21 protein-coding genes are annotated in these 16,456 nt (G+C 35.0%); 13 read left to right on the plus strand and 8 right to left on the minus strand.

The genetic code is table 11. The annotated features are described in order from the left end of the window. The first annotated feature begins 93 nt into the window (after positions 1 to 93). Together CDZ92_RS05965 and CDZ92_RS05970 are read left to right on the plus strand one after the other, a co-directional pair. Entirely contained in the window at positions 94 to 762 is a 669-nt protein-coding gene (locus CDZ92_RS05965) for a ribonuclease H family protein (protein ID WP_319830040.1), read from the plus strand. Positions 763 to 769: 7 nt separating this feature from the next. Next, the gene (locus CDZ92_RS05970; protein WP_096154338.1) at positions 770 to 952 is read left to right on the plus strand and encodes a zinc-finger domain-containing protein; all 183 of its coding nucleotides are present in this window, start codon (positions 770 to 772) and stop codon (positions 950 to 952) included. Between the two features lie 29 nt (positions 953 to 981). Here the strand turns inward: CDZ92_RS05970 and CDZ92_RS05975 are convergent, their stop codons facing one another. Then, positions 982 to 1,254, minus strand: a complete 273-nt coding sequence (locus CDZ92_RS05975) for a DUF2564 family protein (RefSeq protein WP_096154339.1) — start codon at positions 1,252 to 1,254, stop codon at positions 982 to 984. A 310-nt stretch (positions 1,255 to 1,564) separates the two neighbouring features. Beyond that, complete coding sequence (cspD, locus tag CDZ92_RS05980) at positions 1,565 to 1,765, minus strand: cold-shock protein CspD (RefSeq protein WP_096154340.1); 201 nt, start codon at positions 1,763 to 1,765, stop codon at positions 1,565 to 1,567. Positions 1,766 to 1,929: 164 nt separating this feature from the next. On the opposite strand from cspD, the gene CDZ92_RS05985 reads away from it, so the two are divergent. From CDZ92_RS05985 to CDZ92_RS06005, 5 genes are all read left to right on the plus strand, one after another. Beyond that, entirely contained in the window at positions 1,930 to 2,175 is a 246-nt protein-coding gene (locus tag CDZ92_RS05985) for a hypothetical protein (RefSeq protein WP_096154341.1), read from the plus strand. A 100-nt stretch (positions 2,176 to 2,275) separates the two neighbouring features. Then, positions 2,276 to 3,406, plus strand: coding sequence for a sensor histidine kinase (locus CDZ92_RS05990; protein ID WP_096154342.1), 1,131 nt, complete (start codon positions 2,276 to 2,278; stop codon positions 3,404 to 3,406). Further along, a complete protein-coding gene (locus tag CDZ92_RS05995) occupies positions 3,403 to 4,002 on the plus strand; it encodes a response regulator transcription factor (RefSeq protein ID WP_096154343.1) in 600 nt (199 codons plus the stop codon). Before CDZ92_RS05990 ends, CDZ92_RS05995 begins: the two co-directional genes overlap by 4 nt. A 180-nt stretch (positions 4,003 to 4,182) precedes the next feature. Beyond that, positions 4,183 to 4,467: a DUF6509 family protein gene (locus CDZ92_RS06000; protein ID WP_096156931.1), complete on the plus strand. Its 285-nt coding sequence runs from the start codon at positions 4,183 to 4,185 to the stop codon at positions 4,465 to 4,467. 205 nt (positions 4,468 to 4,672) lie between these two features. Continuing rightward, the gene (locus tag CDZ92_RS06005) at positions 4,673 to 6,841 is read left to right on the plus strand and encodes a DNA topoisomerase III (RefSeq protein WP_096154344.1); all 2,169 of its coding nucleotides are present in this window, start codon (positions 4,673 to 4,675) and stop codon (positions 6,839 to 6,841) included. A gap of 236 nt (positions 6,842 to 7,077) precedes the next feature. On the opposite strand, the gene CDZ92_RS06010 is transcribed toward CDZ92_RS06005, so the two are convergent. After that, a complete protein-coding gene (locus tag CDZ92_RS06010) occupies positions 7,078 to 7,296 on the minus strand; it encodes a hypothetical protein (RefSeq protein WP_096154345.1) in 219 nt (72 codons plus the stop codon). 182 nt (positions 7,297 to 7,478) lie between these two features. On the opposite strand from CDZ92_RS06010, the gene CDZ92_RS06015 reads away from it, so the two are divergent. From CDZ92_RS06015 to CDZ92_RS06025, 3 genes are read left to right on the plus strand one after another with little or no spacing between them, the layout of a single operon-like run. After that, on the plus strand, positions 7,479 to 7,934 hold the full coding sequence (locus tag CDZ92_RS06015) for a helix-turn-helix transcriptional regulator (protein ID WP_096154346.1): 456 nt from the start codon (positions 7,479 to 7,481) through the stop codon (positions 7,932 to 7,934). 20 nt (positions 7,935 to 7,954) lie between these two features. Continuing rightward, entirely contained in the window at positions 7,955 to 9,439 is a 1,485-nt protein-coding gene (locus tag CDZ92_RS06020; protein WP_096154347.1) for an FAD-binding oxidoreductase, read from the plus strand. Continuing rightward, positions 9,436 to 10,011 carry an MFS transporter gene (locus CDZ92_RS06025; protein WP_096154348.1) on the plus strand — a complete coding sequence of 192 codons (576 nt, stop codon included), beginning with the start codon at positions 9,436 to 9,438 and terminating at the stop codon, positions 10,009 to 10,011. The genes CDZ92_RS06020 and CDZ92_RS06025 overlap by 4 nt, the downstream gene beginning before the upstream one ends. A 60-nt stretch (positions 10,012 to 10,071) precedes the next feature. Here the strand turns inward: CDZ92_RS06025 and CDZ92_RS06030 are convergent, their stop codons facing one another. From CDZ92_RS06030 to CDZ92_RS06035, 3 genes are read right to left on the minus strand one after another with little or no spacing between them, the layout of a single operon-like run. Continuing rightward, a complete protein-coding gene (locus tag CDZ92_RS06030; RefSeq protein WP_227521491.1) occupies positions 10,072 to 10,404 on the minus strand; it encodes a YqzG/YhdC family protein in 333 nt (110 codons plus the stop codon). A 51-nt stretch (positions 10,405 to 10,455) separates the two neighbouring features. Next, the gene (locus tag CDZ92_RS19880) at positions 10,456 to 10,605 is read right to left on the minus strand and encodes a hypothetical protein (protein WP_176483724.1); all 150 of its coding nucleotides are present in this window, start codon (positions 10,603 to 10,605) and stop codon (positions 10,456 to 10,458) included. A 17-nt stretch (positions 10,606 to 10,622) separates the two neighbouring features. Continuing rightward, the gene (locus tag CDZ92_RS06035) at positions 10,623 to 10,847 is read right to left on the minus strand and encodes a DUF3892 domain-containing protein (protein ID WP_227521492.1); all 225 of its coding nucleotides are present in this window, start codon (positions 10,845 to 10,847) and stop codon (positions 10,623 to 10,625) included. Between the two features lie 144 nt (positions 10,848 to 10,991). Between CDZ92_RS06035 and CDZ92_RS06040 the strand changes: the two genes are divergently transcribed. Together CDZ92_RS06040 and CDZ92_RS06045 are read left to right on the plus strand one after the other, a co-directional pair. Further along, on the plus strand, positions 10,992 to 11,642 hold the full coding sequence (locus CDZ92_RS06040; protein ID WP_406564921.1) for a class I SAM-dependent methyltransferase: 651 nt from the start codon (positions 10,992 to 10,994) through the stop codon (positions 11,640 to 11,642). Next, positions 11,643 to 12,335, plus strand: a complete 693-nt coding sequence (locus tag CDZ92_RS06045; protein WP_096154351.1) for an AIM24 family protein — start codon at positions 11,643 to 11,645, stop codon at positions 12,333 to 12,335. Positions 12,336 to 12,394: 59 nt separating this feature from the next. On the opposite strand, the gene CDZ92_RS06050 is transcribed toward CDZ92_RS06045, so the two are convergent. Then, positions 12,395 to 13,378: a metal-dependent hydrolase gene (locus CDZ92_RS06050; RefSeq protein ID WP_096154352.1), complete on the minus strand. Its 984-nt coding sequence runs from the start codon at positions 13,376 to 13,378 to the stop codon at positions 12,395 to 12,397. Positions 13,379 to 13,392: 14 nt separating this feature from the next. Beyond that, a complete protein-coding gene (locus tag CDZ92_RS06055) occupies positions 13,393 to 14,541 on the minus strand; it encodes a diglucosyl diacylglycerol synthase (RefSeq protein ID WP_096154353.1) in 1,149 nt (382 codons plus the stop codon). Between the two features lie 222 nt (positions 14,542 to 14,763). On the opposite strand from CDZ92_RS06055, the gene CDZ92_RS06060 reads away from it, so the two are divergent. Beyond that, positions 14,764 to 16,455 (plus strand): formate--tetrahydrofolate ligase, encoded by a 1,692-nt coding sequence (locus tag CDZ92_RS06060; RefSeq protein ID WP_096154354.1) that lies wholly within the window; start codon positions 14,764 to 14,766, stop codon positions 16,453 to 16,455. Position 16,456: the final 1 nt, after the last annotated feature.

The following is a 16,456-nucleotide window of genomic DNA, read 5'->3' on the forward strand; positions in this document are numbered from 1 at the left end:
TAAAAACGCTGTAATTGTGATAAGATAAAAATACAATACTAACACTCATTATAGAAGGAAAAGCGTTCATATAAAAGAAAAAATGGAGAGGTTATGATGAAATTTACTGTAGAGTGGCAATATCGTACACCGAAAAAACTAGAAACGACTTTTAGAAGCGAAGAAATGTCTTTAGGTGAGGTATTAGTTTTAAGTGATGACCTAGAGAAGACCGGGCGAACAAAAGAGCTACTTTTTATAGATGATCAAGGAACAACATGGACGAAAAAAGAATTACAAAGATGGTTAAAGCAAAGTGATACAGAAATGATGGACATTGTTGCGTACTTTGATGGCGGCTTTGATGTAGAAACGAACTTGGCAGGTATAGGCATTGTTATTTATTACACAAAAAATAAAAAGCACTACCGAGTTAGAATGAATGCCAGGTTAGAAGAGCTTGAAACGAATAATGAAGCAGAGTATGCAGCATGTTACTTTTTAATACAACAATTAGAGCAGTTAGATATTAAGAGCACTGAAGTAGAATTCAGAGGCGACTCTCAAGTCGTGCTTCAGCAATTATCAGGTGAGTGGCCATGCTATGATGATACATTAAACCTATGGCTTGATAAAATCGAACAAAAAGTAAAAGCACTCAAGATTAGGCCGAAATTTAGTCCTATTAATAGAAAACAAAATGCCGAAGCTGATCAACTTGCTACCCAAGCGTTAGAAGGTACTCCGATTCAAAGTACAATAGAATTGGAACAAAGGAAGTGAAGTCATTTTGAGTAGAAAAAAGATATTGATGGAAGTAGGAGAGATATTAGACACTTTCTGTCATGAATGTCTCGTGAAGAAAACGTTACGAAAAGAAATGGGGAAAAAATATGCGCAGTCTTTTTGTATTAAGGAATGCACGGTAGGTCAAGACATAAAAAGGCTAGGAGAGCAACTCGATAATAAGTGAAACGAAAAAAGAGAGGGGATTCCTCTCTTTTAATGCTTTTTAGCTTCAGATAGCTGGTGTTCACATTGAGCAAGGGACTGCTCCGCTTTTTGTAAAAATTCTGTGTCCATCCCAGTACTATGTTGGTTAGCTTCGTTAAGCATTGTTCTTGCATTTGCAATAGCTCTTCCTGCGTTATTCAAAGCTTCAGGGTCTAGACTCATTGTTGCAGAGCCAACCATTTTTTGTGCAGACTCTATGGAAACTTCTACTTGCATTAGGTCGTTGTATCCTGTGTGTAATTCATTTTGGTTTTGGTCCATGTATTAATACCTCCTCATACTATTAGAATCGGTATTATTTGTAGAAGATATGCATGAATTATTTTATGAATTTTATTGAATGGAATTAGTACAGGATAGGTGAAGCAGGTTATTATAGACGTTTTATGGACACTTTCCAAGTAATCACACGTCAAATTGGTCTTAATAGTACTTTTATGGGCAATTCCCACTCAATCAACTAGCTAATTGGTCTTAATATCAACTTTTCATTAGTGTCAAACATTATAATGGAAAAGTATATAAAAAAGAGACGATTAGATCGTCTCTTTGTATGGTCGGTTCTTATAGATTAAAGTTTAGTTACGTTTGCAGCTTGAGGTCCGCGGTTACCATCTACGATTTCGAAAGAAACTTCTTGACCTTCTTCTAAAGATTTGAAACCATCACCTTGGATAGCTGAGAAGTGTACGAATACATCGTCTCCACCTTCAACTTCGATGAAACCGAAACCTTTTTCATTGTTGAACCATTTTACTTTACCGTTTTGCATAATTCTTTTCCTCCTAATACATGACGCGTAAAAATTCATCTAGGCATTTTTTTCTATGAGTCTAAATGTATCTTAAATATACACAATTCAAAATAATTCGTCAAGTAATATCTTTGGACTGTTTTTTTGTATGATTTCATACAATTAAATGAGGGGGAATGGAGATGATGCGGACAGAATTTGAAGGAACAACCTATATAATTAAACTCAATGAGAGAATAGAGTATATTCCATTTTATGAACACGAAATTTTGCAAATGATTGGGCGAAGCTTACCACAAATTGTGGAACATAAAGTATTTGCCGTATTTTTTGAGGACTATTTTTTCGCAGGAAAATTAGACGAAACATTAACACCGACAGTTACGGTTGATTGCATCATTCCAAAATCCAATATTATTAACGAGTAGAACACTATATTGTGTTCTTTTTTTATGGAAAATTTACCATATTGGTAAACTTATATGATAAAATAACAAGAAAATAGCACTGGAAAAAGAGGAAAAACACATGAAGCCAAAAATAGCTTTTTTCCAAAAAGGCACCGGAATTTCTCCATATATTTGGACCGTATTTAGTATTTTACCGTTCTACTTTATATTTCAATCGCAATCAACGTTAGAAATTGTAATAGGTATTGTTTTAACCATCGTTTTTTTCTTGTCGTATCGATTTGCTTTTATTTCTAAAAAATGGCCAGTCTATTTGTGGACATGCATCTTAATTGCCATTTCCATTACAATGACAATCGTTTTCCAGTTTGTCTACTTTGCTTTTTATATTGCTTATTATAATGGAAAGATAAAAAATCGAGTCGCATTTTTTACTTTATATATTATTCATTTAATTGCTACAACTATTTCCATCAACTATAATATCGTTTTACAAAAGGAATTATTCTTAACACAAATTCCATTTATCTTAATTATTTGGATGAGTGTCATCTTACTTCCATTTAACTTATATAATAAACGAAAGCAAGACAAGTTAGAGGAGCAATTAGAAGACGCTAATAAGCGTATTGCTGAACTAATTAAGCATGAAGAACGACAACGTATTGCCCGGGACCTACATGATACATTAGGTCAAAAACTTTCACTTATCGGCTTAAAGAGCGATTTAGCAAGAAAATTAATTTATAAAGACCCTGAAAAAGCAAAATCTGAGCTTAAAGATGTGCAACAAACTTCAAGAACAGCTTTAAATGAAGTTCGGAAAATGGTGTCACAAATGCGCGGCATTCGCCTAAAAGAAGAATTACTAAGAGTAAAACAGTTACTAGATGCTGCAGAAATAAAATTAACGATCAATCACGATTTACCATTAAAAGGTGTTTCGCCTTTTGTCGAGAATATATTAAGTATGTGTTTAAAAGAATCGGTAACGAATGTGGTGAAACATAGTAAAACAAATCAATGTGATATTTCCATAAAGCATGATCAGGATGAAGTGAAAATGATTATAAAAGACTATGGAGTAGGATTGGCAACAGATATTGATTTTTCAAAAGGCAGCGGACTTCAAGGTATGAGAGAAAGATTAGAATTCGTAAATGGAAACTTTGAGATTACCGGTAAAAGTGGGACGACTATAACAATAACCGTGCCAATAGTAGAAAAAGGAAAGGAGGCGCCTAAATGATTCGTATTGTTATTGCTGAAGATCAGCGTATGATGTTAGGAGCCTTAGGATCTTTACTTGATTTAGAAGACGACTTGGAAGTGGTAGGTAAAGCAAGTAACGGAAAAGAAGCGGTTGAGCTTTTTCATCAATACAAACCAGACGTATGTATTATGGATATTGAAATGCCTGAGAAAACTGGACTTGAAGCAGCAGAAGAAATAATGGGGCAAGGGTGTAAAGTAATTATATTAACTACTTTTGCACGTTCTGGATATTTTCAACGAGCATTAAAAGCTGGAGTTAGTGGTTATTTGCTTAAAGATAGCCCTAGCGAAGATTTAGCTGATTGTATTCGCAGTGTCATGTCAGGTCGAAGAATGTATGCTCCAGAACTAATGGACGATGTGTATAGTGAAGAAAACCCATTAACAGAAAGAGAATTAGCTGTACTAGGACTTGTTGCTGATGGAAAAAACACGAAAGAAATCGCAGACGAATTGAGCATTAAATCTGGTACAGTACGAAATTACATTTCCACTATATTAGATAAATTAGAAGTGAAAAACAGAATCGAAGCGATAACTCAGTCAAAAGAAAAGGGCTGGTTTAAGTAAGGGATTGGGAGGAGCCTATGTATTGATAGGTTCTTTTTTTTACATTTGACAACGGTTTCTTGATATATTACAAATTTTCCGGATAAATGATATTAAGAAAACAAAATACTACCTATAAATTTACTTAGAGGATATATTATGGTTATAATGGATTATCAATATCGAAAGGAAGTGCGAAAAATGAATGTAACCAACCATACGATAGATCGAATAAACGATCCAACTGGAATTTTAGCTGGAGATAGATATGAAATCATCCTTCAAGTAGACGTAGAGGCCGAGGATGAGCTATTTTCCGAAGAAGGTATATACATAAAACTGATTTTTGCTGTAGACGAAAATGCTTCTAGAATTGCCCAATACCAAGTCTTCGAAAGCAACACAAACAAATACTTAGAATTCTCCTTAGAAGACGAAGAACTAGAAGAACTTCAAAAATACTGCTCCACAATAATAAACAATTGAGTCCGTTTCATAATGTATTATAACTATACGAAAAACGAATAATAACAGCATATTTTCATTAAAAACAAATTTTAAAACGATCAAAGTGAACTGGGCAAATTTTTCATCCAGTTCTTTTTTTTTGTTGTATAATAGATTAATCTTCGAGTTTTAACTTCCAACAAAACCTCTAAAACAAATCCACCAATAACAAGGAGAAACACTTATGAAATTAATTATTGCCGAAAAACCTGACCAAGGGTTAAAGTTAGCATCACCGTTTACTTTTAAAAAGAAAACGGGTTATGTAGAAATTAGTCCATGTGAACACTTTCCAAAAGGAGCTCTATTAACTTGGGCAGTTGGCCATTTATGTGAACTAGTACCTCCAGAAGAATACGATATGAAATGGAAAAAATGGTCATTAACAACTCTACCAATTTTACCAGAACGCTTTAAACATAAAGTGACAAAATCAAAGTGGAAGCAGTTTAATATTGTAAAAGAGCTCGTTCAAAGACAAGAAGTGAAGGAAATCATTATTGCTGGAGACGCAGAACGTGAAGGGGAAGCCATCATCCGTGTTATTCTTACGCAATGTAAAAATAAAAAGCCAATGAAACGGTTATGGATTTCTTCTTTAACACCTAAATCTGTCATTAAAGGCTTTGAAAACCTATTGGATGAACAAGATACAAGAAACATATATTACGAGGCTTTAAGTAGAGCTTGTGCAGACTGGTTAATCGGAATGAATGCCTCTAGAGCTTACACATTACTTTTACAGCAAAAAGGTGTATCAGACGTTTTTTCTACTGGGAGAGTCCAAACTCCGACACTAGCCCTTATAGTAAAAAGAGAATTGGAGATTGATAACTTCGTATCTAAACCTTTTTGGGAAGTGCTAGCAACCTTTAATATGGACGGCAAAACGTTTGAAGGGAAATGGCATAAGGAAAATGAGTCACGACTCGATAACGAAGAAATGGCATATAAAGTCATGCAATTTTGTAAAGGAAAAAATACGAAAATACATTCAACCGAAAAAGAGAGAAAAGAGTTCCAACCACCACTGTTACATAATTTATCTTCTTTACAGGCAACAGCGAATAGAATGTATAAATTTTCTCCACAAATGACGTTAGAAATTGCACAAAAACTGTATGTAAAAGGGATCATTTCTTACCCTAGGTCTGACTCTAGTTTTGTAACGAAAGAAGAAGCAGCAGGCTTTCCGGATACGTTAAACAAATTGAGTAGGCTAGATGCGTTTCAACCATTTTTTCCTTTGCCAGTTAAGTCCATTATGAATAATAAGCGCTATGTGAATGAGAAAAAAGTGACGGATCACTATGCCATTATTCCGACAGAGCAAGTAACAGATCCTTCTAAAATGTCTGGTGAAGAATCGAAGGTTTATTCCCTAATTGTACAGCGATTAATAGCGGCCCATTATGAGAAAGCAATTTTTGACTATACAACCATAAATACGGTAGTCGATGATCGTGCTACTTTTCTATCAAAAGGAAAAGAGCAAATACAAGAAGGCTGGAGAAAAGTTATTTATGGGAATAAAAAAGAAGCAACGGATGAAGACGAACAAGACTTACCTACACTTTCTGAAGGGGAAAAGGGAGTTGTTCAAGACGTTAAAGTAAAAGATGGGAAAACACAACCACCTAAAAGGTATACAGAAGGACAACTTATCACGCTAATGAAAACAGCGGGTAAGCATTTAGAAGATGGAGAACTAAGTAAAGTATTAAACAGTACAGAAGGTCTAGGTACCGAAGCAACTCGAGCTGGAATTATTGGTGTACTGAAGGACCGAAAATATATAGACGTAAAGAAAAATCAAGTGTTCGCAACGAACAAAGGGAAATTATTAATTCAATCGTTGGGCGAAAGCATCCTTGCATCTCCAGAGATGACGGCGAAATGGGAACAACGTTTAAGTGAAATTGGGGACGGGAAAGCATCTCCGCAACAATTTATGGAACAAGCAAAGAAGCTTACTGAAAAATTAATTGATGATGCTAAGGTGGAAAGTGAAAATTGGAATTTTGAAAGTTACGATTTAACGGAATTTAGTCGTGACAGCAAATATAAAAAGAAGTTTAAAACAGTAGGAACAAAAATAGGCAACTGTAAAAAATGTGATGGAGATGTCGTGGATAAAGGTAGCTTTTATGGCTGCTCGAATTACAGTAAAACAAAATGTAATTTTACGATGTCTAAGAAAATTCTCGGTAAAACGATCTCTCAAGCGAATGCAAAGAAGATTTTGAATGAAGGAGCTACGGATGTTATTAAAGGCTTTAAAAAAGGAGAAAAAGTGTTTAATGCTAAACTTCAATGGAAGGACGATAAAGTACAATTTTTGTTTGATATTTAAGGAAACTAGTATAATAATTCTTTCGACATAGAACTATTTCTACAATAAATTTACCGTATTATAGTCGTGCCGGTGGTGTGGCCGCTTTCCGCGGGGGAGGCGGTGAGCCTCCTCGAGCCCAAGGGCTCTGTGGGGTCTCACCAGCCTTCCTTCTCCCGCAGGAGTCGGCCACACCGCCGGCACTTTAATATCTATTTCCCCCTTTTTAAGCCTATTTCGACCTTTCCGAAAACACCTTATCTTTTTTTCTTCTTCGAATTATCAACGACAAACTTACTTTTTACTACCTTATCCAGTGTAACCTGAACATGATAATTTTTTTCATCAACAGAAGTAATACTTTCAATTTTTCCTTTTTTTCCTTTGATTTTCAACTCTGATCCTTCAGTAGGCAAATTTTTAACTAGCTGACTTAACAATAAGTTTTTGTTTTCAAAATATTTCACTACAAACATTTACTTTCACCTAATTTCTATAAGATTGTCGCAAAACAAATCATTTCATAGAAAAATATGTACTTTTACCTGTATATATACTAAAAAAATATTTTTATTTAAGAGGAAAAATATTGTAATAAATAGCCTATAAGTGTAAAATTACACTTATAGTAACAATAGTAAAAGGAGTGGTTTAACTAATGAAGAAAAAAGAAGTAATCGAGCTTATCTCTTCAAAGTTCAAGTTAATTCGAACAGAAAGAGGATACACGCAAGATGAAATGGCGGAAGTTTTAGGAATATCGAAAAAGACGCTTGTGCAAATAGAAAAAGAACGAACAGATGCCAATTGGACAACAGTCATTGCCATATGTGCATTATTTAAAAATAGTGAAATATTACATGCCATCCTTGGTCCCACGCCACTAGAAGTGATCGAGACCGTTGCTCATGAGCACATTTTTGAACCTCGTGATAAAACGTTGGGTGGAAAAGTATGGTGGAAAGAAATCAAAACTGAAAATGGATATCGACTTCAACAAAATGTAGTTAGTCAGCATTTCCGAATAATAAATGAACATGATTATCGTCTTTTCAGCAGTTTTGATAAAGAAGAAGCGAACCGTGTATTTAAACAAGTTATGAAGTCATCTTAACTTATACTAGAGGTGCCCTTATGAAAATAAAAACAATGCCATCAAAACTAATTATCGGTTTTCTGATTGTAACAATGCTATATAGTAGTCTATTATTCTACTCCTTTACACAAAAGGATTTGAAAGATGAGCTGCTTATACATGATGTTAGCAGGCTTTTTCCTGAAAAAGTAATGAAAATAGTAGAAGGTAAAGAACTAGAATCGATAGAAGAAGCCGTAAGAAATGCATGTGAGAATAACTTAAAGATTTCGATTGCTGGAACGAGACACAGTCAAGGAGGGCATGCATTTTACAAAGATTCCTTATGGATTGATATGTCCCACTATAACAAAATAGTAGATTTCAATGAACAAGAGAAAACGATCACCGTACAAAGTGGTGTTACGTGGGCTGACATACAAGAGTACATAAACCCTTACAATCTTTCCGTAAAAGTGATGCAGTCATCGAATATCTTTTCCATAGGAGGTTCGTTAAGTTCTAACGTACATGGCCGCGATCCTAATTTTGGTCCATTAATAGAAACAGTGCAATCATTCCGATTACTCAAAGAAAACGGAACGGTGCTTAATGTAAGTAGAACGGAAAATGAAGAACTATTTCCTTTAGTAATAGGAGGATTTGGCTTGTTTGGCGTCATTTTAGATGTGACGTTAGAATTAACCACAAACGATTTGTACATTGCGGAAACGGTGAAAGTAGACTATCACGACTACCCAGCATATTTTGTAGAACATATAAGAAACAACCCTGACGTTGGACTCCATTTTGCTAGACTTTCTGTGCCTACTAATCTATTGCTGGAAGAATTATATATGACTACTTATAAGAAAGTTGGATCAGATGTAAGTAAGTCACTTACGGAAGAACAAATAGCTGAATTATTACCTTTACACGATGAGAAAAACGTAAGAAGGGATAAGTTTGTATTTGGACTTTCTCGTCATTATGACTGGGGAAAAGCTCTCGTTTGGAAGATACAGCAAAAATTTTACGCAATGGGAAAAGAAGAGGAAATAATCTCAAGAAATAACGCAATGAGACCACCTATTCAATTTCTAGATTATTACTCTCCAAAGGATACAGATATTTTACAAGAATACTTTATTCCAGTCGACAACTTTTCACAGTTTGTAGATGAATTAAGAGAAATAGTGATTGAAGACAAATTGAACTTATTAAATGTAACAGTGAGATATACTCCTGCTAATGATGAAGCATATTTAAGCTATACAAATCATGATACATTTGCACTTGTTCTTTACTTTAATCAAGGGTTTACGGAAGAAGAAGTGAAGAAGATGGAGCAGGCAACTCAAAAGATGGTAGATGCCGCATTAACATTAGATGGTACATATTATTTAGTCTATCAACTATTCCCAACAGATAACCAAATTCGACAAGCCTACCCTGAAATTGATTCATTCTTTGAAATGAAAAACAAATATGACCCTAATGAGCGCTTTATGAACAACTTCTATGAAAGGTATGCAAAACGATGAATTTAAAATGGATCATGATTTCACAAAGTGTTGTCTTATTTGGAACAGGAATCGTTTTTCCTTTTTATATCCTCTTTTTAAAAGAAATAGGAGCAAACTTTTCTGAGTTTGGAATAGCATATGGTTTGTTTACGTTAAGTGCTGCATTTGTGCATAAATGGATTGGGAAAATGTCAGATAGGTTTGGAAGACGTATTTTTCTAATAATTAATGCATGGGGAACTGCACTGTTATTCTTATTCTTTCCGATCGTCACAAATATTTGGCAAGTTTATACGTTGCAAGTCATTCTCGGTATTATAGGAGCCATGCAAAAAACAAGTGAAAAAGCCATAATTGCTGACGTTACGGATGGAAGAGCTAGAGGAGAGATGATCGGTTCTTACCATTTCTGGGTATCTATTTTCTCAGGGATTGCCGTTATTATTAGTGGATTTATCATCGATTTCTTAACCATCGACTTAATCTTTTATTTAGGTTCCATTATTCTTTTTATAAGTGGATGGATTACTCTTAGAATTGAAGAAAGAAGTTCAACAAGTAATAAGATAGAAAAAGGAATTAATTTATAGAGCTAACACTACTTTGATAATGCATAAAAAAAGATAACGGCCAATTGAAAATATTGGCGGTTATCTATCTGTTTCACGGAAATTTATGTTTTGTATTTGTTCGGATTTATTATCGTACCTAATCGTTACGAACACTCCAAACTCTCTATCGTTCTCATTAAGCCATAGCTTGAATGTTTCTGCTGTAGAAGCGTCCAATTTTTGGGAACCAACATAAAGATAATCGACTATTTTAGCGTTTGGGTATTTTTCTTGCGTACGCTCCATGGCAATTTTTCCCCACTTCGCATATGCCGGTTGAGTGTGTTCTGCTTTGTATGTGTTGGCTGATAAAAGAGAAGTACTAGTGAAACTTACAAAACAGCACATTAGTAAACAAATAATCTTTCTCAATAAACCACTCCCTATAAAAAAAGGGTGTTTAAATGCACCCCTTTAAAAGAATTAGTGTTCTGTTTTATCTTTTTGATCCTTATTACGTTTATTACCTTTGCTATTATCACCAGCATCACCAAAAAGGGTGCGGTAAATTTCTGTATATCCACCTACAGGTCCATTTTGATTACGACTACCTTTGTTATGTTCTTTTGTCATAACGTCACATCTCCTTATTAAAAAGTAGGTAAGTTGTCTAGATTATTCGTCGGATCACCGTCGGCATTTCCACGAATATACATTTCTCCGTCTTTTCCTTTGAAAACATTTGCACCAAGCACTTCACCATTATTCACATCTGCTAATGCTTGTTCGTAGGTTAATACTCTACCGGAAGAGGTTTTGAATTGAACAATGTCTCCATCCCCATTTTTTTGAACAGCGACAAATGTTTCTTTCATCTTAACAACTCCTATTCGTTTTCCTTTGTTCATTTTTACTATTACCTGTTACAATAAGTTTATACTAATGATAGAAAATTCAACCAATTTAGAAGAAGGTGTAAATAATTGAAACCATTCAAATGGAACGAAACAACGGAACAGATGTGGAACGAAAAAGCGGATTTTTGGAATGAAAATAGTGAAAATATGTGGTTGAAAGGTAGTAGGAAAACGATTATCCCATTCATAATAGAAAATGTCACTAAAGAAACGACAATTTTGGATGCCGGTTGTGGGGATGGATTTGGTACCTTTTTGTTAGCATCTGTTGGATTAAGGGCTACTGGAGTCGATATTGCTGAAAAAATGATAGAAAAAGCTCAATTGGAACGCAATCACCCTAATGCTCATTTTATAAAAGGGGACTTAACCTCTTTACCATTTGAAGACGCTAGTTTCGATTCTATTATGGCAATTAACTCCATAGAATGGACAGAGAGTCCTCTGGTTGCTCTACATGAGATGAAAAGAGTACTAAAGCCAAACGGTCACCTTTTCTTAGGACTTCTCGGACCAACAGCAGGACCGAGAGCGAATAGTTATAGTCGTCTTTACGGAAAAGATGTAATATGCAATACGATGATGCCGTGGGAGTTCGAGCAACTAGCTGTTGAAAATGGTTGGAAACTTTTAGAAGGCTTGCCCGTATATAAAGAGGAAGCAAAGAAAGTAGAAGTTAACCGATTACCAAGACATTTAAAGCAAGCATTAACATTTATGTGGGTGTTCCATTTAGAAAAAGGGGAGAAGTAAATGTCTAAATACTCTATTCAACAATTTGTTGAACAAACGAAACAAAGAGATAGAGGGCAAGGTTTTTTTGAATTAGAAACAGAAAGATTACTAGAAGTAAACTTAAATGGCCAAGTTTGGGCAAAAATGGGTTCCATGATCTCCTACGAAGGAAAAATAAAATTTGAACGCGAAGGCATTTTAGAGCATGGCATTGGAAAGCTTCTGAAGAAAACTTTCACAGGCGAAGGTGCACAGCTTATGAAAGCAAATGGAAACGGAAAATTATATTTGGCCGATCAGGGCAAAAAGATTACCATTCTTGACCTTGAAGGAAATAGTATTTACATAAATGGGAACGATTTGCTAGCTTTCGAACCGGGTTTAAACTGGGACATTAAGCTGATGAGAAGAATTGCCGGCATGATGGCTGGCGGACTTTTTAACGTGAAGTTGGAAGGAAGAGGGATGGTAGCTTTTACGTCCCATTACGAACCGTTGACACTTATGGTGTACCCAGGCCAACCGGTTTACACAGATCCAAACGCAACAGTTGCCTGGTCTGGCAATCTAGAACCAGAGTTCGTAACCGATATTCAACTAAAAACGTTTTTCGGAAGAGGTAGTGGAGAATCCATTCAAATGAAGTTTAACGGAAACGGATTTGTCGTCGTTCAACCATTTGAAGAAGTGTACATGAACAACCAATCATAAAGTAGTGATTTAATGACAAGAGTAAAAAAGGCCATAGCGTTGTATGACCTTTTTCATATTTACTTTATTTCATTTGGTATTTTTATCGGGAGGTACTTTTTGTCTCTGTTTTTAACCTGGTGGTACCCAATAGTAGAAGAAATTACAACATCATTTTCATCAAAATACACCTTAACTTTAAATGGGAATTGTTCAAATTTACGATAACGTAAATCTATCCACTCAACTAGCTTCTTTGATTCATCAACTATCGGGTAAGCAAATTGAGTACTTGCTAAAAAGTGTTGGACGTTTAGATCGGTTTTGGATTTCTCAATGTACGGATTAGATAAGTCTTCCTTATCTAATTTCACAAATAATTTCTTTTTTTTCTTATGCATGGTTCCTAATACAAACTGATCTTTTTCTTCAATAATAAAGTTCCACTTAAGAAAGTAGCATGTAGGCATAAGTGTAATGCTTGTTGAAAAGGGATTCTTATCTTTTAAGTAAGAATGATAATGTCTTTTCAAAATATAACGTACGATACAATGCAAAGCTATACCAACCCAAGCGAAAAGAAAGCTAAAACCTAATCGTGCACCAATTAAAAAAGCGAAAAAACCTGATAGTAAGAGTAGAAAAATAACTGGATCGAATAGTGGAATGAAGTTTTGTGAAAGCCACTCTTTTGAAAAGGGCCTCATAACTTGTGTGCCGTAAAAATTCATAACATCAAAAGCGACATGTAAGCTAACAGCAACAAAAGTCCAAAAGAAGATAGGGAAGAACGGGACGGAAGGAAAAGATATAAATAAAAAAATACTTATAACTAACGACCAAAGAGGTAAGGCAAATAAGGAATGAGATAATCCCCGATGCTGTCTAATATAGTCTCCGTTACTTTTTAAACGGAAAATATAGTCAAAGTCGGGAGCGTTTGAACCAATTACAGTACTTAAAATAATGGCTGTTGCTAATTCTGGATGCTGTTGAACAGAAGGGGAAAGATGAGCTAGTGCACCTAAACCTAATCCCATCGCAAAATGTGTACTAGTGTCCATTAAAACAACCTCCCTTATAAACTTTTCTTCGTCGTTGAAGGGAATACAAAATCTCGTTTCTTTTTCCTCTCTTTCATAATGCTATTGACAATCTTTTCTGCAGAGAAAGGTACATTTAATGTTCTGCAAGAATCTCTCATGGTTGTTTGCAAGTCTTCATCACCTAAAACTTTATATGCATAGATAATAAGCTCATCTTTTTTGTATGCTATAAATGCTGCCCTTTTTTTTTGAAAATAGATGGCGTTTTCTCTTTCTTGACCAGGTACAGGGTTATACAAAATTAATGGAACACCAATTGCTGTTGCCTCACTTAACGTAATTCCACCCGGTTTTGTTATCACACATGTGGCAACCTGCATGAATTCATGAATAGAATCTACAAATCCATAAACGTGAAATCTATTAGACGATATGGCGTTTTCAAGTTCTTTTTTAAGCATAAGGTTATTTCCGCACACAACCGCAACTTCCACTTCCGAGCTAGTAAGTAACCTTTCACATGTTGTAGTTAAATTTTTTAATACTCCATGGGCACCTGCCATAATAAGGATTAACTTTTTGTTTTTGTTTAACTTATACTTTTTTATTATTTCTGTCTTCATTTGTTTTTCATAGAATGCTTTACGAATAGGAATGCCTGTAACATTAATAGAAGAGGAAGGAGTTCCAAATTTCCTTATACTATTTTTAACATCGTTTGTTGCTACAAAATAGCCGTCAATCAGTTCATGAATCCAGAGCTTATGCAAACAAAAATCTGTCACAACTGTGTAAGTTGGTATATAATGCCCTGTAATTTTTCTATATTCAGGTACTGCATTAATTGGAAAAGTATTAATTAATATATCTGGTTGTTCTTGTTGAACTAATGTCAGTAAACGATTCATTCCAAACGTATAATACCAACGAAATAGTTTTTTGTTATAAACCTTTTCCACTCCATAATAAAAGAGTCGGTACAATTGTTTTCCAACGGAGTAGCTTTTCAAATATAACTTCTTTGTCATTTTAGTCACTTTAGGGTGTGATTCTGCAAAGAGGTCACAAACTTTAACCTCCATACCACGCTTTTCACATTCGAGTTTTAACGTATTTGCAACTTGTACGTGACCATTTCCGTATGTTGCAGTTAAAATAAGAACCTTTACTTTACTCTCCAACGCAATCCCCCCTTTAAATAATCTATATAAAAGAAAAATAACACATAAATATGTACGTACTATTAAAACAATGCAAAACCTACGTAATAATTTTCCTACTTGTGTAAATATTCTGTAAATATTATTTTAGAATTTTTATATATGTCCAAGTTAATCAATTTACATAGTACTTTTGGATTTTAGTGGTACAATAATTTTAGAATATTTGAAGGGGGAAACCTGGTGAAAAATACAACAAGAAAAGTATTATCTGACATTGAAATTGCACAACAAAGCAAATTGTTAAAAATCAAAGAAATTGCAGCTAACCTAGATATTCACGAAGACGAATTAGAAAACTATGGACATTATAAAGCTAAAATTTCTTTAGATTTATTAAAAAGATTAGAAACAAAACAAGATGGAAAGGTTATTTTAGTAACAGCAATTAACCCAACACCTGCTGGAGAAGGTAAATCTACTGTTACAGTTGGTTTAGGTCAAGCTTTTCATAGAATAGGAAAAAATGCTGTCATTGCGATGCGTGAACCATCTCTTGGACCAACAATGGGAGTAAAAGGTGGAGCAACTGGTGGGGGATATTCACAAGTTTTACCGATGGAAGATATAAACCTTCACTTTACGGGCGATATTCATGCCATTACAACCACTAATAATGCACTTGCTGCCTTTATCGATAATCATATACATCAAGGAAATCAATTAAATATTGATACAAGAAGAATTGTCTGGAAACGAGTAGTAGACTTAAATGATCGAGCATTAAGAAATGTTGTCGTTGGTCTTGGCGGTCCGAGTCAAGGTGTACCTCGTGAAGACGGTTTTGATATAACGGTAGCTTCGGAAATTATGGCTATTTTTTGCTTAGCCAATAGTATTTCAGATTTAAAGAAGAGACTTGCTAAAATTGTTGTTGCATACGATACGAGTAAAAAACCAATTACGGTTGCAGATTTAAAGGTGGAAGGCGCGTTAACACTTCTATTAAAAGATTCATTTAAACCAAACTTAGTGCAAACGATTGAACATACGCCAGCAATCATTCATGGTGGACCTTTTGCAAACATCGCCCACGGCTGTAATAGTGTGTTAGCTACGAAAATGGCAGCTAAGCTAGGAGACTATGTGATCACTGAGGCTGGCTTTGGCGCAGATTTAGGAGCAGAAAAGTTTTTACATATTAAAGCACCTTCACTAGGTAGCACACCAGAAGCAGTTGTGATTGTAGCAACCATACGTGCTCTAAAAATGCACGGTGGCGTCGACAAAAAACAGCTAACAGAAGAAAACGTTACTGCTTTACAAACAGGAATAACGAACTTAAAGAAACATGTAGAAACAATCCAACAGTTCGGATTACCATTTGTTGTTGCCATTAATGAATTTATTACCGACTCAGAAGCGGAAATTGCTTTCGTTAAAGAATGGTGTGAAGAAAACCTTATTCCAGTTGCGTTAACACAAGTATGGGAAAAAGGCGGAGAAGGCGGAATAGTTCTTGCTAACACATTACTAAAAGTGATGGATGAACCAAAGTGTGAATTTACTCCTTTATATCAATCTACAGATTCTATTGAAGAAAAAATACGCTCCATTGCAACGAAAGTGTACGGGGCAAAAGACGTAGATCTTGCTCCTGCTGTGCAAAAACAAATTCAACAGTACGAAGGAGAAGGTTGGGGGAACCTACCAATTTGTATGGCCAAAACACAATATTCTCTTTCTGATGACGCAAAGAAACTTGGACGACCAACAAACTTTACCGTTACAATTAGAGAACTAAAACCATCCATCGGCGCTGGCTTTATTGTTGCCCTTACAGGAAACGTAATGACGATGCCTGGATTACCAAAAGAACCTGCAGCCTTAAAAATGGACGTAGATAAAGATGGTTTGGCAGTGGGGTTGTTTTAAA

Origin of the sequence: Bacillus sp. FJAT-45066 (genome assembly GCF_002335755.1) — a bacterium.
Classification (GTDB): Bacteria; Bacillota; Bacilli; order Bacillales; family Bacillaceae_I; genus Bacillus_CD; species Bacillus_CD alkalisoli.

Bases quoted from the DNA above. Each gene is read 5' to 3' on its own strand.
- CDZ92_RS06000 (WP_096156931.1), top strand. From the start codon at position 4,183: ATGAATGTAACCAACCATACGATAGATCGAATAAACGATCCAACTGGA.
- CDZ92_RS05985 (WP_096154341.1), top strand. From the start codon at position 1,930: ATGATGCGGACAGAATTTGAAGGAACAACCTATATAATTAAACTCAAT.
- CDZ92_RS06050 (WP_096154352.1), bottom strand. From the start codon at position 13,378: ATGGACACTAGTACACATTTTGCGATGGGATTAGGTTTAGGTGCACTA.
- CDZ92_RS06035 (WP_227521492.1), bottom strand. From the start codon at position 10,847: ATGAAAGAAACATTTGTCGCTGTTCAAAAAAATGGGGATGGAGACATT.
- CDZ92_RS05975 (WP_096154339.1), bottom strand. From the start codon at position 1,254: ATGGACCAAAACCAAAATGAATTACACACAGGATACAACGACCTAATG.
- CDZ92_RS05965 (WP_319830040.1), top strand. From the start codon at position 94: ATGATGAAATTTACTGTAGAGTGGCAATATCGTACACCGAAAAAACTA.
- CDZ92_RS19880 (WP_176483724.1), bottom strand. From the start codon at position 10,605: ATGACAAAAGAACATAACAAAGGTAGTCGTAATCAAAATGGACCTGTA.
- CDZ92_RS05995 (WP_096154343.1), top strand. From the start codon at position 3,403: ATGATTCGTATTGTTATTGCTGAAGATCAGCGTATGATGTTAGGAGCC.
- cspD (WP_096154340.1), bottom strand. From the start codon at position 1,765: ATGCAAAACGGTAAAGTAAAATGGTTCAACAATGAAAAAGGTTTCGGT.
- CDZ92_RS06025 (WP_096154348.1), top strand. From the start codon at position 9,436: ATGAATTTAAAATGGATCATGATTTCACAAAGTGTTGTCTTATTTGGA.
- CDZ92_RS05990 (WP_096154342.1), top strand. From the start codon at position 2,276: ATGAAGCCAAAAATAGCTTTTTTCCAAAAAGGCACCGGAATTTCTCCA.
- CDZ92_RS06040 (WP_406564921.1), top strand. From the start codon at position 10,992: ATGTGGAACGAAAAAGCGGATTTTTGGAATGAAAATAGTGAAAATATG.
- CDZ92_RS06005 (WP_096154344.1), top strand. From the start codon at position 4,673: ATGAAATTAATTATTGCCGAAAAACCTGACCAAGGGTTAAAGTTAGCA.
- CDZ92_RS06045 (WP_096154351.1), top strand. From the start codon at position 11,643: ATGTCTAAATACTCTATTCAACAATTTGTTGAACAAACGAAACAAAGA.
- CDZ92_RS06020 (WP_096154347.1), top strand. From the start codon at position 7,955: ATGAAAATAAAAACAATGCCATCAAAACTAATTATCGGTTTTCTGATT.
- CDZ92_RS06010 (WP_096154345.1), bottom strand. From the start codon at position 7,296: ATGTTTGTAGTGAAATATTTTGAAAACAAAAACTTATTGTTAAGTCAG.
- CDZ92_RS06015 (WP_096154346.1), top strand. From the start codon at position 7,479: ATGAAGAAAAAAGAAGTAATCGAGCTTATCTCTTCAAAGTTCAAGTTA.